Source organism: Hydrogenophaga borbori (assembly GCF_003417535.1).
GTDB lineage: Bacteria > Pseudomonadota > Gammaproteobacteria > Burkholderiales > Burkholderiaceae_C > Hydrogenophaga > Hydrogenophaga borbori.
Window position 1 is genome coordinate 158,356 of sequence record NZ_QVLS01000001.1, and the last position, 17,562, is coordinate 175,917.

Consider the following 17,562-nt stretch of genomic DNA (forward strand, 5'->3'; position numbering starts at 1 on the left):
GGAGACCGACATGGCAAGTATTGAAGTGAAGGTCCCGGACATCGGGGATTTCGACGAAGTGGCGGTGATCGAGCTGCTGGTCAAGCCCGGCGACGCCGTGAAGGCCGAGCAGTCGCTCATCACGGTGGAAAGCGACAAGGCCTCGATGGAGATTCCGTCCTCGCACGCGGGGGTGGTGAAGGAGCTGAAGGTCCAGCTCGGCGACAAGGTGAAGCAGGGCTCGGTGGTGGTGCTGCTGGAGGCCGATGCCGCCGCCGCGCCGGCGCCCGCCGCGGCCGCACCGGCGCCGGTCGCAGCCGCACCGGCGCCCGCTGCCTCGCCCGCGCAGCCGCCGGCCGCCGCGCCCGCCGCAGCGGCGCCTGCCGGCCCGGTCGAGGTGCGCGTGCCCGACATCGGCGACTTCAAGGACGTCGCGGTGATCGAGGTGCTGGTCAAACCCGGCGACGCGGTCAAGGTCGAGCAGTCGCTCATCACCGTGGAGAGCGACAAGGCCTCGATGGAGATTCCATCGTCATCGGCCGGCGTGCTCAAGGAGCTCAAGGTCAAGGTGGGCGACAAGCTCAACATCGGCGATCTGATCGCGGTGCTGGAAGGTTCGGCCGCCACGGGCGCGCCCGCGCAGGCGCCGGCCCCCGCGCCGGCCGCCGCCGCTCCCGCCCCGACCCAGGCGCCCAGCCCGGCGCCCGCCGCGGCGGCGCCCTCGGCCGCGCCCTCGGCCGCGCCGGCCCAGGCGCCCGCGCACAACCCCACCGTGCCGCCTGTGGGCCTGCCACACGCCTCGCCCTCGGTGCGCAAGTTCGCGCGTGAGCTGGGCGTGCCGCTGGCCGAGGTCAAGGGCAACGGCCCCAAAGGCCGCATCACGCTCGAGGACGTGCAGAACTTCACCAAGGCCGTGATGGCCGGCAGCGCGCAGACGCAGGCCCAGGCCGCCAAGGCCCCGGCCGGTGGCGGCGGCGTGGGCATGGACCTGCTGCCCTGGCCCAAGGTCGACTTCACGAAGTTCGGCCCGGTCGAGCGCAAGGACCTCTCGCGCATCAAGAAGATCAGCGGCGCCAACCTGCACCGCAACTGGGTGATGATCCCGCACGTCACCAACAACGACGAGGCGGACATCACCGAGCTGGAGGCCTTCCGCGTGGCCACCAACAAGGAGAACGAGAAGTCCGGCGTGAAGGTCACCATGCTGGCCTTCGTGATCAAGGCGGTGGTCTCGGCACTGAAGAAATTCCCCGAGTTCAACGCCAGCCTCGACGGCGACACCCTGGTCTACAAGCAGTACTTCCACATCGGCTTCGCGGCCGACACGCCCAATGGCCTGGTGGTGCCCGTGCTGAGGGACGCCGACAAGAAGGGCATCCTGCAGATCAGCCAGGAAATGGGCGATCTGGCCAAGAAGGCGCGCGACGGCAAGATGGGCCCGGCCGACATGACCGGGGGCTGTTTCTCCATCAGCTCGCTCGGCGGCATTGGCGGCACGCACTTCACGCCCATCATCAACGCGCCCGAGGTGGCCATCCTCGGCCTGTCCAAGAGCCAGATGAAGCCGGTGTGGGACGGCCAGCAGTTCGTGCCGCGCCTGACGCTGCCGCTGTCGCTGTCGTACGACCACCGCGTCATCGACGGCGCGGCCGCCGCGCGTTTCAACGCGTACCTGGGCCAGGTGCTGGCGGACTTCCGCCGCGTGCTGCTGTAAGGAGACCGACATGCCTCTCATGGACATCAAGGTCCCGGACATCGGCGACTTCAAGGACGTCGCGGTCATCGAGGTGCTGGTGAAACCCGGCGACACCATCAAGCTCGAGCAATCGCTCATCACCGTGGAGAGCGACAAGGCCTCGATGGAGATCCCGTCCTCGGCGGCCGGCGTGCTCAAGGAGCTCAAGGTCAAGATCGGCGACAAGCTCAACGTCGGCGACCTGCTCGCGGTGATCGATGGCGAGGGCGCGGCCAGCGCGCCGGCGCCCTCGGTGTCGCCGGCACCCGCGCCCGCGGCGCCCGCCGCGCCCGCCGCGCCCGCCGCGCCCGCCGCGCCCGCCGCGGCCGGCCCCGCGCCGGCCCCGCGCGCGGCCACGCCCGCCGCCCCGGCCTACGCCGGTGCCGCCGACCTGGAGTGCGACGTCGTCGTGCTGGGCGGCGGCCCCGGTGGCTACTCGGCCGCCTTCCGCGCGGCCGACCTCGGCCTGAAGGTGGTGCTGGTGGAGCGCTACGCCACGCTGGGCGGTGTCTGCCTGAACGTGGGTTGCATCCCGTCCAAGGCGCTGCTGCACGTGGCTGCGGTCATGGACGAGGTGAACCACCTGGCCGGCTATGGCATCGAGTACGGCCGCCCCGTGGTCAACATCGAGAAGCTGCGCGGCCACAAAGACAAGGTGATCGGCAAGCTCACCGGTGGTCTGTCGTCCATGGCCAAGATGCGCAAGGTCACCGTGCTGCGCGGTTATGGCAGCTTCGTCGGCCCCCATCACCTGGGCGTGGAACTCACCGAGGGCGCGGGCCAGGACAAGACCGGCAAGAAGCAGGTGGTGGCCTTCCAGAAAGCCATCATCGCGGCCGGCTCCCAGGCCGTGCGCCTGCCCTTCATGCCCGAGGACCCGCGCGTGGTCGACAGCACCGGCGCGCTGGCCCTGGCCGGCGTGCCCAAGCGCATGCTGATCCTGGGCGGCGGCATCATCGGCCTGGAGATGGGCACGGTCTACAGCACCCTGGGTGCGCGCCTGGACGTGGTGGAGATGCTCGACGGCCTGATGCAGGGCGCCGACCGCGACCTGGTGAAGGTCTGGCAGAAGATGAACGCGCCGCGCTTCGACAACATCATGTTGAAGACCAAGACGGTGGCGGCCAAGGCCACGCCGGCGGGCATCGAGGTGAGCTTCGAGGGCGAGAACGCGCCCGCGCCGCAGACCTACGACCTGGTGCTGCAGGCCGTGGGCCGCAGCCCCAATGGCAAGAAGATCGGCGCCGACGCGGCGGGCGTGGCCGTCACCGAGCGCGGCTTCATCGACGTCGACATCCAGATGCGCACCAACGTGCCGCACATCTTCGCCATCGGCGACATCGTGGGCCAGCCCATGCTGGCGCACAAGGCGGTGCACGAGGGCCATGTGGCGGCCGAGGTGATCGCGGGCGAGCTGCAGGGCAAGGCCGACCTGGCCGCTGCCGCCTTCAATGCGCGCGTCATCCCCAGCGTGGCCTACACCGACCCCGAGGTGGCCTGGGTGGGTCTCACCGAGGACCAGGCCAAGGCGCAGGGCATCAAGGTGAAGAAGGGCCTGTTCCCCTGGACCGCCTCGGGCCGCGCCATCGCCAACGGCCGCGACGAAGGTTTCACCAAGCTGCTGTTCGACGATTCGCCCGAGGCGCACGGCCACGGACGCATCCTGGGCGGTGGCATCGTGGGCACGCACGCGGGCGACATGATCGGCGAGATCGCACTGGCCATCGAGATGGGCGCGGACGCGGTGGACATCGGCAAGACCATCCATCCACACCCCACGCTGGGCGAGAGCATCGGCCTGGCGGCCGAGGTGGCGCACGGCAGCTGCACGGACGTGCCCCCGCCGCGGCGCTGAGCCGGCCCGCTGCGAACAAAAAGCCCCCGGCCGCTGAACCGCCGGGGGCTTTTTTTTGGGGCGGAGGCAATTCAAGCGCAAGGAGCGGAGTGTCCTGGCCGGCGGGGCTTCCTACACTGGACCCATGCCAAGCGCCGCCCTTCAGGACCCCGCCGCGCCCCACGACTGGGTGGGCATCGAAGCGTCGCTCGACGCCCATGGCCACGCCGTGCTGCCCGGCCTGCTGACGGCGGCGCAGTGCGAGGCCCTCGCGGCGCTTTACCCGCACCAGGAGGGCTTCCGCTCGCGGGTGGTCATGGCGCGGCACGGCTTCGGGCGCGGCGAGTACAAGTACTTCGCCTACCCGCTGCCGCCCCTGTTGCAGGAGCTGCGCCACGCCCTGTATCCCCGGCTGGCGCCCATCGCCAACCGCTGGAGCCACCAACTGAGCCTGGCCACGCGCTACCCGGACAGGCTGGACAGCTTTCTGCGGCGCTGCCACGCGGCCGGCCAGACGCGGCCGACGCCGCTGATCCTGCGGTACGGCGAGGGCGACCACAACTGCCTGCACCAGGACCTGTATGGCGAGCTGGTCTTCCCGCTGCAGGTGGCCATCCTGCTGTCGCGGCCCGGTCGGGACTTCGAGGGCGGCGAATTCGTCATGACCGAGCGATCGGGCGAGGGCCAGCGCGCGGAGGTTGTCCCGCTGGACCAGGGCGACGCGGTGGTGTTCACCGTCCATCAGCGGCCGGCCTCGGGCCGGCGCGGCGTGCGCCGGCTGGCCATGCGGCACGGCGTCGGCCGCGTCCACGCGGGCCTGCGGCACACGGTGGGCCTCATCTTCCACGACGCGGGCTGAGCATGGAAACGATGGATCTGTTCGAGCCGGGCGAGCGCCAGCAGCGCCTGGGGCCCGGCGCCTGGCTGCTGCACGGCTTCGCGCTGCCGTGCGTGCCGCAGCTGCTGGCCGCCATCGCGGCCATCGAGGCGGTGTCGCCGTTCCGTCACCTGGTGACGCCAGGCGGTTTCACCATGTCGGTGGCGATGACGAATGCCGGCGAGCTGGGCTGGACCAGCGACCGCCGGGGTTACCGGTACAGCGCCATCGATCCCGAGCGCGGCACGCCCTGGCCGGCCATGCCGCCGGCCTTCGCCGGCCTGGCGAACGAAGCGGCGGCCGCGGTGGGCTTCGAGGGCTTCGCGCCCGACGCCTGCCTGGTCAACCGCTACGCGCCCGGCGCGCGGCTGTCGCTGCACCAGGACCGCGATGAGCGCGACCATTCGGCGCCCATCGTGTCGGTCTCGCTGGGCCTGCCGGCCACGTTTCTGTGGGGCGGCCAGGCGCGCACCGACCCGACGCTCAAGCTGCCGCTGCGCCACGGGGACGTGGTGGTGTGGGGCGGCCCCGATCGGCTGCGCTTCCACGGCGTGTCACCGCTCAAGGATGGGGCCCACGCCGTGCTGGGCCCGCAGCGCATCAACCTCACTTTCCGCCGGGCAGGATGAACATGAACGCCAGCATCACCGTCGCCTACCGCACCGAGGACGAGCGCTGGGCCGCGGTGCAGGCCCGCGAGGCCGCCGCCGATGGGCACTTCGTCTATGCCGTGCGCACCACCGGCGTGTACGGCCCGCCCAGCTCGGCGGCGCGGCGGCCCCGGCGCGAGAACGTGGCCTTCTTCGATTCGGCCGACGCCGCCGAGGCGGCGGGCTACCGACCCAGCCGCCGCGCCCAGGGCGACCAGACCCGCGCGGCGGCCGCGCGGGCCGAGCGGGTGGCGCGCGCCTGCCGGCTCATCGAGGCCGCGCAGACGCCGCCCTCGCTGGACGGCCTGGCGGCCGAGCTCGGCATGAGCCCCTTTCACTTCCACCGCCTGTTCAAGGCGGAGACGGGCTTGACGCCCAAGGCCTATGGCTCGGCCTACCGCGCCCGCCGGCTGCGCGAGGAACTGGCCGCGCCCCAGGCGTCCATCACCGACGCCATCTACGGCGCGGGCTTCAACTCCAACAGCCGCTTCTACGAGGCCGCCGACCAGTTGCTGGGCATGCGGGCGCGCGACTACCGGGCCGGCGGCGCCGGGGCGCAGATCCGTTTCGCGGTGGGGCAGTGCTCGCTGGGCGCCATCCTGGTGGCCCAGAGCCAGCGCGGCGTCTGCGCCATCCTGCTGGGTGACGACCCGGAGGCACTGGTGCGCGAGCTGCAGGACCAGTTCCCCCGGGCCCGGCTCATCGGCGGCGACGCCGCGTTCGAGCGCTGGATCGCCGAGGTCGTGGGCTTCATCGAAGCGCCCGCGATCGGTCTGCGGCTGCCGCTGGACGTGCGGGGCACGGCCTTTCAGGAGCGCGTCTGGCGCGCCCTGCGCGAGATCCCGCCGGGCACGACCGCGAGCTACACCGAGATCGCCGAGCGCATCGGCTCGCCCCGGGCGGTGCGCGCCGTGGCGCAGGCCTGCGGCGCGAACCGCCTGGCCGTGGCCATTCCCTGCCACCGCGTGGTGCGGCGCGATGGCGACCTGGCCGGCTACCGCTGGGGCGTGGACCGCAAACGCGAGCTGCTGCGCCGCGAGGCCCAGGCGTGACCGGGCCGCGCGCCACGGCGCCTGTCGACGCGGCCGTCGACCGCCTGGACTGGGCCGCCCTCGCGGCGCAGCTGGACAGCGAGGGCCACGCCCTGTTGCCCGGCTGGCTGGGCGCCGACGCGGCGCGCGGCCTGGCGCAGCGGCTCGCCGCCGCGGCCACCGCCCGCGTGCCGCTGGCCGCCCTCGGCCTGGGGCGCGGCGAGGCGCTGGGCATGGACGGGCCCCTGCCGGCGCCGCTGGAGGCCTGGCGCGCCGCGCTCTACCTGCCCCTGGCGGGCATCGCCAACCGGTGGAACGAGACCCTGGGCCTCGATGGCCGCTACCCGGCGGCGCTGGACGACCGTCTGTTGGGCCCGCGGCGGGCGGGGCCGGCGCGGTGGCCGTGCTGTCTCAGCCGGCTCGGGGCCGGCGACGAGGTGCTGCTGCACCCGGGCCCGGCAGGCGACGCCGGGTTGCCGCTGCGGCTCGTCGTGCTGCTGTCGCAGCCCGGCCAGGACTTCGAGGGCGGCGACTTCGTGATGACCGAGCAGCGCCCGCGCATGCAGTCGCGCCCGCTGGTGCTGCCGCTGCGCTTGGGCGACGCGGCCATCATCGCCACGGACCAGCGCCCGTTCCAGGGCAGCCGGGGCCACTACCGGGTGCGGATGCGGCACGCCATCGGCCGCGTGCGCCGGGGCGAGCGCATCGGCCTGGCGCTGGACTTCCCCGCCGCCCCCTGAGGCCACGGGGCGGCGATGCGCGCCTCAGTGCACCGTGGCCCCGCCGGCCTCAGGGCTGGCTGGGGGCGGCCCCTTCGGGCACGCGGCGCGCGCCATTGAAGCGCTTGTTCCAGTAGGCCACGCGCATGTCCTCCACCCGCACCTGGGCGCCGGCGCGCGGCGAGTGCACGAACTTGCCGTCGCCGATGTAGATGCCCACGTGGCTGAAGGAGCGGCGCAGGGTGTTGAAGAACACCAGGTCGCCGGGTTGCAGTTCGCTGCGCTCGATGGGCTGGGTGGCGGCGGCCTGCTCGTCGGAGCGGCGCGGCAGCAGCTTGCCCATGGACTGCTCGTACACGGCGCGCACGAAGCCGCTGCAGTCGAAGCCGGTGTCGAAGGAGTTGCCGCCGTAGCGGTAGGGCACGCCCAGGAAGGCCAGGGCGTTGATCACCAGGCTGGAGGCCTGTTGGCTGGCGGTGGCGCCGGCCTGCTGAACCTGCTCGCCCAGGCGGCTGATGAAGCCCTTTTCGGCGAGCATGGACTCCATGTTTTCCCAGCTCCCGCTGGGCGGCGTGGCCTGTGCCACGGCCGAACAGCCAAGAAGGAGGAGGGGGAGCCAGCGGCGCATGGGCGTGGAGGGTAGTGGCTGCCACCTCTCCCGTCAACTGAAAAAAGCCTTGTAACTGCTTGATTCAGGCCGATTTTGTTGCTTTGGTATTCGTTGGCAAGCTCACCATCATGGGCTGGCCGGGCTGGGTGCAGCCGCTGTCGCAGCAGCGGCCGGGCTGGCGGTTGCGCGTGATGGCGCGCGCCGGATCGGCGCTCAGGCCGCGCTCGAGCAGGCGTTCCACCAGGTCGACCTTGTCGCCCACCGGGTAGTGGCGCCAGATTTCCTGCTTCATGGCGGCCGGCGAGCCGCCGCCGTGCAGGCTGATGACGCTGTACCAGCCGCCCTGGTAGCCGGCGGTGAGGTCTTCGATGAAGCGCGCGGCCTGGATGCGCTGCTCGTAGGGCACGTCCGGGCTGGCGCGCAGCACGTCGGACAGCCGGCCCGCCGTCTCGGGGTTGTGGTCCTCGTCGGGGCCGGGCAGGGTGACGATGAGGCCGCCGCTCACCGTGTGCGCGAGGCGGTGCATGTCGTAGATCTTGGTGGCCAGCAGCAGCTTGCCGATGTTGGCGAACACCGGGTCGGGCATGAAGACCTCGGCGTGTTCGTCGCGCCGTCCGTAGACGCTGGCCGCCACGCCGCAGGCGTAGAAGCCTTCCACGATGGTGATCAGCTCCACCATCTGTTCGCGCAGGTGGCTTTCGGCGCCGGGGTCGAAGCCGTTGGCCTCGCACATCAGCGCGCCGGCGCCGATCAGCAGGTCGCCGAAGCCCGCGCGGGCGGCGATGCAGGTCTGTCGGTGGTGGGTGGCGTAGCTGTAGGTGAGGTGGCCCGAGTGGTCCCACTCGCCGGCCAGGAATACGCGCTCCCAGGGCACGAAGACGCGGTCGAACAGGCACACGCCGGTGCTCTGGCCGAAGCGGCGCGAGAAGAGGGCGTCGCCGTGCTCCAGCCGTTCGCCGGGGCGGCCCGCGGGCCGGGCCACGATGGTCAGGCCTTCGGCGTCCACCGGCACGGCGCAGCAGACGGCGAAGTCGGCGTCGGCCTCGCCCATGTTGCGGCAGGGCATGACCAGCAGCTCGTGCATGTAGGGCGCGCCCGTGACGATGGCCTTGGTGCCGCTGATGACGATGCCCCTGGCGTTGCGCTCGACGATGTGCACGTAGGTGTCGGGGTTGGCTTGCTGGTGCGGACGGCGGCTGCGGTCGCCCTTGGCGTCGGTCATGGCCACGCCCAGGGTCAGGTCCTGGTCCTGCACGCGGTGCAGGTAGGCCAGGAAGCGATCGCCGCGTTCACGCCCGCCGCTGGCGTCGTCCAGCCGGGCGCTGAGCTGGGCGATGGCGTGCAGCGCGTCGTGGGTGAGGTAGCGCTGGGCGCAACCGGTTTCCTGGCAGATCAGCCGCACCGCCTCCAGCTTGTTCAGCAGGTCGCCCGCGCTGGTGGACAGATGGGTCATGCGGTTCACCGTGCGCCCGCTGGTGTGCTGCGTGGCCGTCATCAGCGGCGCGTACTTCGGCTGGTGGGCGAAGTCGTAGGTCAGGGCCACGGCGTTGATGCCGGGCCGCAGCGCCGGGTCGTCGGCCACGCTGTCCACCCAGCGCCCGTCCACGCTCACCCGGGGACGGTAGCGCCGCAGCGACTCGCGGTAGTCGGCGCCGGTCATCAGCGCTGGCGGGGGGGCCATGGTGTTCATGCGTTTGTCTCCTGTGTATGGGCCGGCTTTGCCGTTGAATTTTGATGGCGGCGCTCAAAAGATTAAACAGCGTTCAATTCTTTGACAAGAGTTCATGAAATAAAACCGAGTTCGACTCCCTCGCTACACTGCGCGCCATGAACGTGCACCTCGATGAGCTTCGTCCCCTGCCCAGCGCGGCCGACCAGGCCGAGGCCCAGCGCCAGCTGGAGTTGCGCCAGCAGCGGCAGCTGGCCATGTCGGACACGCGGCGGGCCCATGTGCTGGACGCGGCGCGCCGCGTCTTCGCCGACAAGGGCGTGGAGGGCGCCAGCATTCGCGAGATCGCGCGCGAGGCGGGCTACACCGCCGGGGCGCTCTACAGCTACTTCGACAGCAAGGAGGCGATCTACGGCGCGCTCCTGGCCGAGTCGCTGGACCGCTTGCTGGCCGAGGTGCAGGCCGCGCGCGCGCCCAAGGGCCAGCCGGGCCAGGCCCTGGCGGCCAAGGCCCAGGCCTGGTTCGGCTTCTACGCCAGCCACCCGCGCGACCTGGACCTGGGCTTCTACCTGGTCAATGGCCTGGCCCCGCATGGCCTGACGCACGAGCTGGACCGCGCGCTCAACGAGCGGCTGCTGGAGGCCCTGCGCCCCTGCGAACAGGCGCTGGAGGACCTGGGCCTGCCGCCCGACGCCGCGGCGCGCGAGAATGCCGCCCTGTTCGCCCACGGCATGGGGCTGCTGCTGCTCAAGCACACCGGCCGCATCCGGCTGTTCGGCCAGGCCGCGGAGGCGCTGTTCGCGCAGTACGTGGACCGCCTGGTCGAGCGCTTCGACCCCGCCGCGCCCGGCCGCACCCTGCCGCAGCGCGATCTGTTCGCCGATTGACCCTTTTCCCGCTCGCCATGCTGCTCGACGCCGACGACTCCCAACTGGTGCTGGTGGACTACCAGTCCCGCCTCATGCCCGCCATCCACGAAGGCCCGCTGGTGCTGGCCAACGCCCTGCGCCTGGCGCAGATGGCCCAGGCCCTGGACGTGCCCGCCTGGGGCACCGAGCAGAACCCCGACAAGCTGGGCCCCAACCCGCCCGAGCTGCGCGCCCTGTGCCGTCGCACCCTGGCCAAGATGCACTTCAGCGCCGTGGCCGACGGCCTGGCCGACTGGCTGCGCCCGCCCGCGCGCCCGCAGGGCGGCAACGTGCGCAGCCTGCCCAAGCACCTGCAGAAGGAACGCGCCCAGGCGCCGCGCGAGGCCGAGCGGCCCAGCATCGTCATCGCCGGTTGCGAGGCCCACGTCTGCCTCATGCAGACCGCGCTGGAGCTGCTGGAGCAGGAGTTCGAGGTCTGGGTGGTGACGGACGCCTGCGGCTCGCGCACCGAGCGCAACCGCGACGCCGCCTTCGACCGCCTGGCCGGCGCCGGCGCCGAGCTGCTGACCACCGAGATGGTGGCCTTCGAGTGGCTGCGCACGGCCGAGCACCCCGACTTCAAGGCGGTGCAGGGGCTGATCAAGTAAAGCCCGCGCGACCGGACGCTGGCGCGCGGGCCGAGTGGCCCGGCGGGCCAGGCCGGTGGCCGCGCGCTCAGTCCAGGATGTCCAGGCGCTGCGGGCGCCAGGTGTAGCGCAGGGCCTTGAGCGGGGGCTCGCAGCGCGGCTTCATCGCGCCGGCGTCGAGCAGGCCCCAGTCCTGCCGATGGGCCTTGCCCAGCACGCGCAGCCGGTGCATGTCGAAGCAGGCCAGGTCCAGCGAGTCGGGCACCAGCAGGACGCGGCTGGGGTCCTCCTGCATCCAGCGCCAGGCGTTGCGCTCTTGCTCGGCCACCGGGGCCAGGACGCTGAAATGGGTCAGCGGCCGGCGCGAGAACAGCAGGAATTGCTCCTTGAATTGCAGCAGACCGACCTCGTGCCGGGCGTCCACGGCGCGCTCGAGCTCGAGCATCACGGCCTTGGGCGTGCGGTGGGCGTCCATCGCGGGCCAGACCCAGCAGGACAGCGCGAACCAGCACAGCAGCGAGACCGCGGCCAGCGAAGCCAGCGCGTCGCGGCGCCAGGTGGCGGCGGCCAGGGCCAGCACGCCCACGCCCATGCCCAGCACGGGCAGGGCGATCTCGGCCAGCACGTCGCCATAGTCGTCGACCTTGGGCCCCAGCAAGGCGGGGTGCAGCCAGGCCACCGCGCCCAGCCCGGCCAGGCCCAGGCCCAGCAGCACCACCACCCCCCGCAGCGCCAGGGCCGAGGCGCGCGTGCCGCCTTCGTCGAGCGCCCGCTGCCAGAGCGCGCCCGCCACCAGGCAGAGCATGGGCAGCGCCGGCAGGATGTAGACCACCCGCTTGCCCCGGCTCAGCGAGAAGAAGACCAGCACCATCAGCGCCCAGGCGAAGAGCACGCGGGCGGTGCGGTCCTCCCGGAGCAGGCGGCCCAGGCGCCGCCACTGCGTGAGCATCAGCACCAGCAAGGGCAGCCAGACGGAAGGGATGGCCACCGTGAACAGGTAATGCCAGGCGTTGATGTGGCCCCAGGGGTTGGCGTAGCGGCCAGCGGTCTGGTGGAACAGGATGTTGTCGCGGTAGGCGCGCAGGGCGTCGCTGCCGGAGGCCGCGACCGTCCACAGCATGGGCCCCAGCCACAGGGCCAGCGTGCCCAGCAGCACCAGCAGCCCCAGCCAGCTCCTGGCGCCCCAGACCTTGCCCGAGGTGCCCGGGCCGCTGCGCGGGGTCCAGAGCGCGAAGGGGATGAGCATGAGCGCTGGCAGAAAGCCCACGCCCTTGGTCATGATGCCCAGTGCCATGGCCGCGAAGGCCCCGCAGTACCAGGCCCAGGACGGGCCCAGCAGGAAGTGCCTCAGCAGGCCGTAGCAACCGAGGGTGATCCAGAACGTCACCAGCGCGTCGAGCTGCGCCGATTTGGCCTGCATGAAGAACTGGGGCGTGAACAGCAGGATGAGCAGCGCGTACCGGGCGACGTCGCGTCCCCAGAGGCGGCGGCCGATGTCGTGCACCAGCCAGAGGGTGCCCAGCCCGGCCAGCGCGCTGGGCAGCAGGAAGGCCACCTTCAGCTGGCCGGTGGCCAGGTAGAACAAGGCCACCAGCCACATGAAGACGGGTGGCTTGTCGGGGTAGGGCTCGCCGCCGCGCATGGGGAACAGCCACTGGCCGGACTCGACCATCTCGCGCGCGATCTGTGCGAAGCGCGGCTCGTCGGCCGGCCAGGGCGAGCGCAGGCCGATGCCGGCCGCCAGCACGACGAGCGCGGCCAGCAGGATGAACGCGACGGGCCAGGCCCATCCGCCGTCGGTGGGGCGGTCGGCCTGGGTCATTGCGGCTGGGCCTCGCCCCGCAGGCGCTCCAGGCGCTGCCTGAAGCCGTGGCGGTACAGGTACACGCCCAGCGCCGTGGAGGCGGCCAACGTGGCCAGGCTGATCCACAGGTGCGCGCTGTTGTGCAGGGCCAGGCCCGAGCCCGCGTAGGCGAACAGCAGCATCTGCGGCAGATAGCCCAGCAGGCTGCCCACGACGATGGGCCGCAGGTCCAGCCCCGACAGCCCGGCGACGATGTTGGTGGCCAGGTTGCTGCCCACCGGCAACAGGCGCAGGATGCAGACCCACTTCCAGGTGTCCTCGGCCATGAGCTGGCGCAGCGCTTCGACCCGCCGCGGGTACTGGCGGCGCAGCCAGCCGCCGGCGGCGTAGCGCGCCACGACCATGGTCAGCAGGGCGCCGAGTCCGGTGATGAGGGTGCTGACCAGCGCGCCCTGCCATCCCCCGAGCAGGTAGCCGCTGCTGAAGGCCAGCACCTGGCGTGGGCCGCCCAGGGCCGTGTAGACGACCCCGATGGCCACGAAGGCCGGCCAGGCGATGCCCCAGTGGTAGAGGAACAGCGCGTGCAGCAGCTCCTTCTCCGTGAAGGCGCCCAGCCAGCCCTCGTGCAGCGCCACGAAGGCCAGGCTGAGCGCGGCGGTGAGCAGCAGCGGCTTGGCGAAAAAGCTGAATTCGGTCTTCACGGCGTGGGCTCGCCAACGACCTCTTTGGACGACAGGGTGGGGTGCTGGCTGCGCAGCATCAGCCAGCGCACGCCGAGCATGTCGATGATGCCGACCCACACCCGGTTCCAGGCGGTGTACTTGGACACGCCGGTGCGCCGCGGGCGGTGGTTGACCGGCACCACGGCGATCCGCCCGTCGATGCGCTGCACGAGCGCGGGCAGGAAGCGGTGCATGTGGTCGAAGTACGGCAGGCGCTGCCAGGTCTGCCGCGGGATCAGCTTGAGGCCGCAGCCGGTGTCGGGCACGCCATCGTCCAGCACGCGCCGGCGCACGCCATTGGCGATGCGCGACTGCAGGCGCTTCCAGCGCGTGTCCCGGCGGTTGCGCCGGTAGCCGGCGATGCAGAAGTCGGGGCCGGCCGCGCTCAGCCGACGGGCTTCGGCGATCAGGGCGGGGATGTCGGCGGGGTCGTTTTGGCCGTCCCCGTCGATGGTGACGAGGTAGCGCCCCTGGGCGTGCTGCGCCGCCGTGGCCAGTGCGGTGCTCTGGCCGCAGCTGCGGGCGTGGCGCAGCAGCTGGCCGCGCACCCCACGCTGGCGGCATTGCTCCAGGAATTCGGCGCCGGTGTGGTCGGTGCTGCCGTCGTCGACCAGCACCACCTCGAACGCGTAGTCGGCGCCCAGGGCGGCGGCGATTTCCCGCACCAGGGGACCGATGTTGCCGGCCTCGTTCTTGGCCGGTATCAGGACGGAGACTTCAAGGGCAGGGGGGTAGGACATGGCGGCATCGGTGGCAACGGGGATCGGGGAAAGCGGCGGTTCGCTGTCGGCGGGCGTCCACGGCCACAGCCGGCGCACGGACAAGGCGCAGGCCGCGGCAATGGCCGCGCCAGCGATCACATCCAGGGGGAAGTGAACGCCCAGGGCCACGCGGCTCCAGGCGATGAGCAGGCCGGCGAGCAGGAAGAGCGCGCCGACCGCGCGCCGGGGCGCGGCCAGCAGGCCGGCGAACCCGAAGGCCAGGCCGACGGTGGCGTGGCGGCTGGGGAAGGCCGGCGAGTTGCCATGCTCCAGCCACTGGGTGCCGATGCCCAGCGCCGCCGGCCGCGCCTGCGGCCACAGGCTGTGCAGGCCCCTGGCGATCAGCCAGGCGGCGCCCATGGCCAGCAGCATCTGCCAGGCGGTGCGCCGCCAGGGCTCGCCCAGGCCGAGCAGGACGGCGACCGAGAGAAAGGCGATCAGGGGAAGGGTCTGGCTGGCGACGCGCGCGAGCAGCACCAGCGCGGAGGGGGCGGAAGGGGAGAGGTTCCACAGCGGCATCAGCCACTGGTTGATGGCGTCCATGGCACGTCCTGGCGGGGGCGGTGATCACGGCCGGCATCAGAACGGCGCAGGATTAAGCGGACGTTAGGCGCCGGCCCGGGCAGCGCGGGTTAGTCCCGTCAGCCCCACGCAAGCCAGCTCTCCATAATTAAGAATTCAGAAGCGGCCGCCAGCCGGGGCCGGCCGCACCAGGAGACACGCATGGGATACGCCGATTTCCACCGCCGCTCGGTCGAGGACCCCGAGGGCTTCTGGGCCGAGCAGGCCCGCCTGATCGACTGGCACACGCCCTTCACCCGCGTCTGCAACAACGACAAGCCGCCGTTCACGCGCTGGTTCGAGGGCGGCCGCACCAACCTCTGCCACAACGCGGTGGACCGGCACCTGAAGGAGCGCGCGAAGCAGAACGCGCTGATCTTCGTGTCCACCGAGACCGACGTGGAGCGGATCTACAGCTTCGAGGCGCTGCACGCCGAGGTGCAGCGCATGGCCGCCGTGCTGCTCGCCCAGGGCGTGAAGCAGGGTGACCGCGTGCTCATCTACATGCCCATGATTCCCGAGGCCGCCTTCGCCATGCTGGCCTGCGCGCGCATCGGCGCCATCCACTCGGTGGTGTTCGGCGGCTTCGCCAGCCATTCGCTGGCCAGCCGCATCGACGACGCCACGCCGGTGGCCATCGTCAGCGCCGACGCCGGCTCGCGCGGCGGCAAGGTGGTGCCCTACAAGCCGTTGCTGGACGAGGCCATCGCCCTGGCCAGGCACAAACCCGCCTCGGTGCTGCTGGTGGACCGCGGCCTGGCGCCCATGGAGCGGGTGGCCGGGCGCGACCACGACTACGCCGCCCTGCGCGAACAGCACCTGAACGCGCAGGTGCCCTGCACCTGGCTCGACGCCACGGACATCAGCTACACCATCTACACCAGCGGGACCACGGGCAAGCCCAAGGGCGTGCAGCGCGACGTGGGCGGCTACGCGGTGGCCCTGGCGGCCAGCATCCAGCACATCTTCATGGGGCAGCCGGGCGAGACGTATTTCTCCACCAGCGACATTGGCTGGGTGGTGGGCCACAGCTACATCGTCTACGGGCCGCTGATCGCGGGCATGGCGACCATCATGTACGAGGGCCTGCCGATCCGCCCCGACGGTGGCATCTGGTGGAAGCTGGTCGAGAAGTACAAGGTGACGGTGATGTTCAGCGCGCCCACGGCGGTGCGTGTGCTCAAGAAGCAGGACCCGGCCTACCTCAAGCAATACGACCTCTCCAGCCTCAAGGCCCTGTTCCTGGCCGGCGAGCCGCTGGACGAGCCCACGGCGCGCTGGATCGCCGACGGCCTGGGCGTGCCCATCATCGACAACTACTGGCAGACCGAGTCGGGATGGCCGATCCTGACCGTGGCCAACGGCGTGGAGAGGCAGCCCAGCAAGTTCGGCAGCCCGGGCGTGCCCATGTACGGCTACCGCGTGAAACTGCTGCACGAGTCCACCGGCGAGGAGCTGACCGGCGCCGATCAGAAGGGCGTGGTGGTGATCGAAGGCCCCACGCCGCCGGGCTTCATGCAGACGGTGTGGCGCGACGACGCGCGTTTCGTCAACACCTACTGGAAGAGCATCCCGGGCCAGCTGGTCTATTCGACCTTCGACTGGGGCATCCGAGACCAGGACGGCTACTACTACATCCTGGGCCGCACGGACGACGTGATCAACGTCGCCGGCCACCGCCTGGGCACGCGCGAAATCGAGGAGAGCATCGCCAGCCACGCCAACGTGGCCGAAGTGGCGGTGGTGGGCGTGGCCGATTCGCTCAAGGGCCAGGTGGCCATGGCCTTCGTGGTGGCCAAGGACGCCTCGGCGCTGGGCGATGCCCAGGCCCAGCTTCGGCTGGAAGGCGAGATCATGAAGCTGGTGGACGCGCAGCTGGGCGCGGTGGCGCGGCCGGCGCGGGTGCGTTTCGTCTCGTTGCTGCCCAAGACGCGCAGCGGCAAGCTGCTGCGCCGCGCGATCCAGGCCGTGTGCGAAGGCCGCGACCCGGGCGACCTGACCACCATGGACGATCCCGGCGCGCTGCAGCAGATCAAGGACCTGGTGGGCGCCGCCTGATTGTCCCGCGGCCGGCGGCCGCCCGTTCAGGCGGTCGCGGGCCCGGCCAGGGTGGCCAGCAGGTGGTCGCGGTAGCGCTCCATGGGCCTGGAGAAGTAGGCCGTGCGGCGCCAGAACAGGCCCAGGGGCGTGACCCAGGGGCCCTGCGGCGAGGCCACCGTGGCCAGGCCCGCGCCCATGGGCGAGGCCAGCGTGTCCACCGTCATGGCGCTCAGCAGGTCGGTCTTGCGGATCAGCGTGGCGAACAGGCCGGGCGAGGCATCGGCCTCCACCATCAGGCGCGGCTTGTCCAGGCCGGCCTGCGCGAACAGGGCCTCGACCCAGGTGCGCGTCATGATGCCGCGCGGCGGCAGCAGCCAGGGCTGCTGGCGCAGGTCGTCCAGGGTGCCCGGGCGGCGCAGCAGCCAGTGCCCCTTGCGCGCCACGATGTGCGTTTCCTGCCGCCACAGCGGCAGGCAGGACAGCCCGTCCGGCACCGGCTCGGGGATGGCGGCGAGCGCGAAGTCCAGCTCGCCGGCCTGAAGCGCGCGCAGCAGGCCGCCGCTGAGCTGCACGCTGACGAAGAAGCGCAGCGGGTCGTCGCCGCCCAGTAGCTGCGCCAGCACCGGCGCCAGCTTGGTGTCCAGGATGGTGGGCACCGCGCCCACGCGCAGCTGCCCCGACTGGCCGGTCTTGAGGTCGGCGATCTCCATGCGCGTGTCGTCGACCAGCCGAGCGAGCGAGCGGCCACGCTCGTGCAGCAGACGGCCGGCGGCTGTGAGGGCCACGCCGCGCGGCAGGCGCTCCAGCAGGCGCACGCCCAGTTCGGTTTCCAGCCGGCGCACCGACTTGGACAGCGCCGGCTGGGTCAGGCCCAGGGCGTCGGCCGCCGCGTGCAGGTTGCCGTGCTCGGCGATGCGGGCGAAGGCCTGGAGGTCCTTGAGTTGCATGGGGCAAGCCTGGGCGGCGCTGTTCTGCGATTCCAAAACGTTATCAGAAAACCCCTGCTTCGCGATCCATTCGGGGGAGGGCGCTTCCACAATGGCCCGGCGACAGTGCCCATGAACAACGACAGGAG

Annotated in this window: 15 protein-coding genes; 9 read left to right on the top strand and 6 right to left on the bottom strand. The window is 71.7% G+C overall.

Going from position 1 to position 17,562, the window contains the following annotated elements:
- Window positions 1-10 precede the first annotated feature (10 nt).
- From aceF to DY262_RS00800, 6 genes are all read left to right on the top strand, one after another.
- Complete coding sequence (gene aceF, locus DY262_RS00775; RefSeq protein WP_116957102.1) at window positions 11-1,693, top strand: dihydrolipoyllysine-residue acetyltransferase; 1,683 nt, start codon at window positions 11-13, stop codon at window positions 1,691-1,693.
- Window positions 1,694-1,703: 10 nt separating this feature from the next.
- Window positions 1,704-3,569, top strand: coding sequence for a dihydrolipoyl dehydrogenase (gene lpdA / locus DY262_RS00780; protein ID WP_116957103.1), 1,866 nt, complete (start codon window positions 1,704-1,706; stop codon window positions 3,567-3,569).
- A 124-nt stretch (window positions 3,570-3,693) separates the two neighbouring features.
- A complete protein-coding gene (locus tag DY262_RS00785; RefSeq protein WP_116957104.1) occupies window positions 3,694-4,407 on the top strand; it encodes a 2OG-Fe(II) oxygenase in 714 nt (237 codons plus the stop codon).
- Between the two features lie 2 nt (window positions 4,408-4,409).
- A complete protein-coding gene (alkB, locus tag DY262_RS00790) occupies window positions 4,410-5,054 on the top strand; it encodes a DNA oxidative demethylase AlkB (protein WP_116957105.1) in 645 nt (214 codons plus the stop codon).
- Between the two features lie 2 nt (window positions 5,055-5,056).
- Window positions 5,057-6,127, top strand: a complete 1,071-nt coding sequence (gene ada / locus DY262_RS00795; RefSeq protein ID WP_220377545.1) for a bifunctional DNA-binding transcriptional regulator/O6-methylguanine-DNA methyltransferase Ada — start codon at window positions 5,057-5,059, stop codon at window positions 6,125-6,127.
- Entirely contained in the window at window positions 6,124-6,846 is a 723-nt protein-coding gene (locus DY262_RS00800; protein ID WP_245980759.1) for a 2OG-Fe(II) oxygenase, read from the top strand. Before ada ends, DY262_RS00800 begins: the two co-directional genes overlap by 4 nt.
- Window positions 6,847-6,895: 49 nt before the next feature.
- Here DY262_RS00800 and DY262_RS00805 read toward each other — a convergent pair whose 3' ends face one another.
- On the bottom strand, window positions 6,896-7,372 hold the full coding sequence (locus DY262_RS00805; RefSeq protein WP_116957107.1) for a C40 family peptidase: 477 nt from the start codon (window positions 7,370-7,372) through the stop codon (window positions 6,896-6,898).
- 145 nt (window positions 7,373-7,517) lie between these two features.
- Complete coding sequence (locus tag DY262_RS00810) at window positions 7,518-9,125, bottom strand: 4-hydroxyphenylacetate 3-hydroxylase family protein (protein WP_116957108.1); 1,608 nt, start codon at window positions 9,123-9,125, stop codon at window positions 7,518-7,520.
- 137 nt (window positions 9,126-9,262) lie between these two features.
- Between DY262_RS00810 and DY262_RS00815 the strand changes: the two genes are divergently transcribed.
- Window positions 9,263-9,991: a TetR/AcrR family transcriptional regulator gene (locus DY262_RS00815; RefSeq protein WP_181936364.1), complete on the top strand. Its 729-nt coding sequence runs from the start codon at window positions 9,263-9,265 to the stop codon at window positions 9,989-9,991.
- A gap of 17 nt (window positions 9,992-10,008) precedes the next feature.
- Window positions 10,009-10,620 carry an isochorismatase family protein gene (locus DY262_RS00820; RefSeq protein ID WP_116957109.1) on the top strand — a complete coding sequence of 204 codons (612 nt, stop codon included), beginning with the start codon at window positions 10,009-10,011 and terminating at the stop codon, window positions 10,618-10,620.
- A 67-nt stretch (window positions 10,621-10,687) separates the two neighbouring features.
- Here DY262_RS00820 and DY262_RS00825 read toward each other — a convergent pair whose 3' ends face one another.
- From DY262_RS00825 to DY262_RS00835, 3 genes are read right to left on the bottom strand one after another with little or no spacing between them, the layout of a single operon-like run.
- Window positions 10,688-12,421 (bottom strand): ArnT family glycosyltransferase, encoded by a 1,734-nt coding sequence (locus DY262_RS00825; RefSeq protein ID WP_116957110.1) that lies wholly within the window; start codon window positions 12,419-12,421, stop codon window positions 10,688-10,690.
- The gene (locus DY262_RS21725) at window positions 12,418-13,104 is read right to left on the bottom strand and encodes a TVP38/TMEM64 family protein (RefSeq protein ID WP_181936365.1); all 687 of its coding nucleotides are present in this window, start codon (window positions 13,102-13,104) and stop codon (window positions 12,418-12,420) included. Before DY262_RS21725 ends, DY262_RS00825 begins: the two co-directional genes overlap by 4 nt.
- Window positions 13,101-14,429, bottom strand: coding sequence for a glycosyltransferase (locus DY262_RS00835; protein WP_116957111.1), 1,329 nt, complete (start codon window positions 14,427-14,429; stop codon window positions 13,101-13,103). The genes DY262_RS21725 and DY262_RS00835 overlap by 4 nt, the downstream gene beginning before the upstream one ends.
- Before the next feature lie 180 nt (window positions 14,430-14,609).
- On the opposite strand from DY262_RS00835, the gene DY262_RS00840 reads away from it, so the two are divergent.
- Window positions 14,610-16,505 (top strand): propionate--CoA ligase, encoded by a 1,896-nt coding sequence (locus DY262_RS00840; protein WP_116957112.1) that lies wholly within the window; start codon window positions 14,610-14,612, stop codon window positions 16,503-16,505.
- Between the two features lie 26 nt (window positions 16,506-16,531).
- Here DY262_RS00840 and DY262_RS00845 read toward each other — a convergent pair whose 3' ends face one another.
- Window positions 16,532-17,434: a LysR family transcriptional regulator gene (locus DY262_RS00845; protein WP_147326150.1), complete on the bottom strand. Its 903-nt coding sequence runs from the start codon at window positions 17,432-17,434 to the stop codon at window positions 16,532-16,534.
- Window positions 17,435-17,562 lie beyond the last annotated feature (128 nt).

Excerpts from the sequence above, each read along its gene's own strand:
- aceF (WP_116957102.1), top strand. The coding sequence starts at position 11 with ATGGCAAGTATTGAAGTGAAGGTCCCGGACATCGGGGATTTCGACGAA.
- lpdA (WP_116957103.1), top strand. The coding sequence starts at position 1,704 with ATGCCTCTCATGGACATCAAGGTCCCGGACATCGGCGACTTCAAGGAC.
- DY262_RS00785 (WP_116957104.1), top strand. The coding sequence starts at position 3,694 with ATGCCAAGCGCCGCCCTTCAGGACCCCGCCGCGCCCCACGACTGGGTG.
- alkB (WP_116957105.1), top strand. The coding sequence starts at position 4,410 with ATGGAAACGATGGATCTGTTCGAGCCGGGCGAGCGCCAGCAGCGCCTG.
- ada (WP_220377545.1), top strand. The coding sequence starts at position 5,057 with ATGAACGCCAGCATCACCGTCGCCTACCGCACCGAGGACGAGCGCTGG.
- DY262_RS00805 (WP_116957107.1), bottom strand. The coding sequence starts at position 7,372 with ATGGAGTCCATGCTCGCCGAAAAGGGCTTCATCAGCCGCCTGGGCGAG.
- DY262_RS00810 (WP_116957108.1), bottom strand. The coding sequence starts at position 9,125 with ATGAACACCATGGCCCCCCCGCCAGCGCTGATGACCGGCGCCGACTAC.
- DY262_RS00815 (WP_181936364.1), top strand. The coding sequence starts at position 9,263 with ATGAACGTGCACCTCGATGAGCTTCGTCCCCTGCCCAGCGCGGCCGAC.
- DY262_RS00820 (WP_116957109.1), top strand. The coding sequence starts at position 10,009 with ATGCTGCTCGACGCCGACGACTCCCAACTGGTGCTGGTGGACTACCAG.
- DY262_RS00825 (WP_116957110.1), bottom strand. The coding sequence starts at position 12,421 with ATGACCCAGGCCGACCGCCCCACCGACGGCGGATGGGCCTGGCCCGTC.
- DY262_RS00835 (WP_116957111.1), bottom strand. The coding sequence starts at position 14,429 with ATGGACGCCATCAACCAGTGGCTGATGCCGCTGTGGAACCTCTCCCCT.
- DY262_RS00840 (WP_116957112.1), top strand. The coding sequence starts at position 14,610 with ATGGGATACGCCGATTTCCACCGCCGCTCGGTCGAGGACCCCGAGGGC.
- DY262_RS00845 (WP_147326150.1), bottom strand. The coding sequence starts at position 17,434 with ATGCAACTCAAGGACCTCCAGGCCTTCGCCCGCATCGCCGAGCACGGC.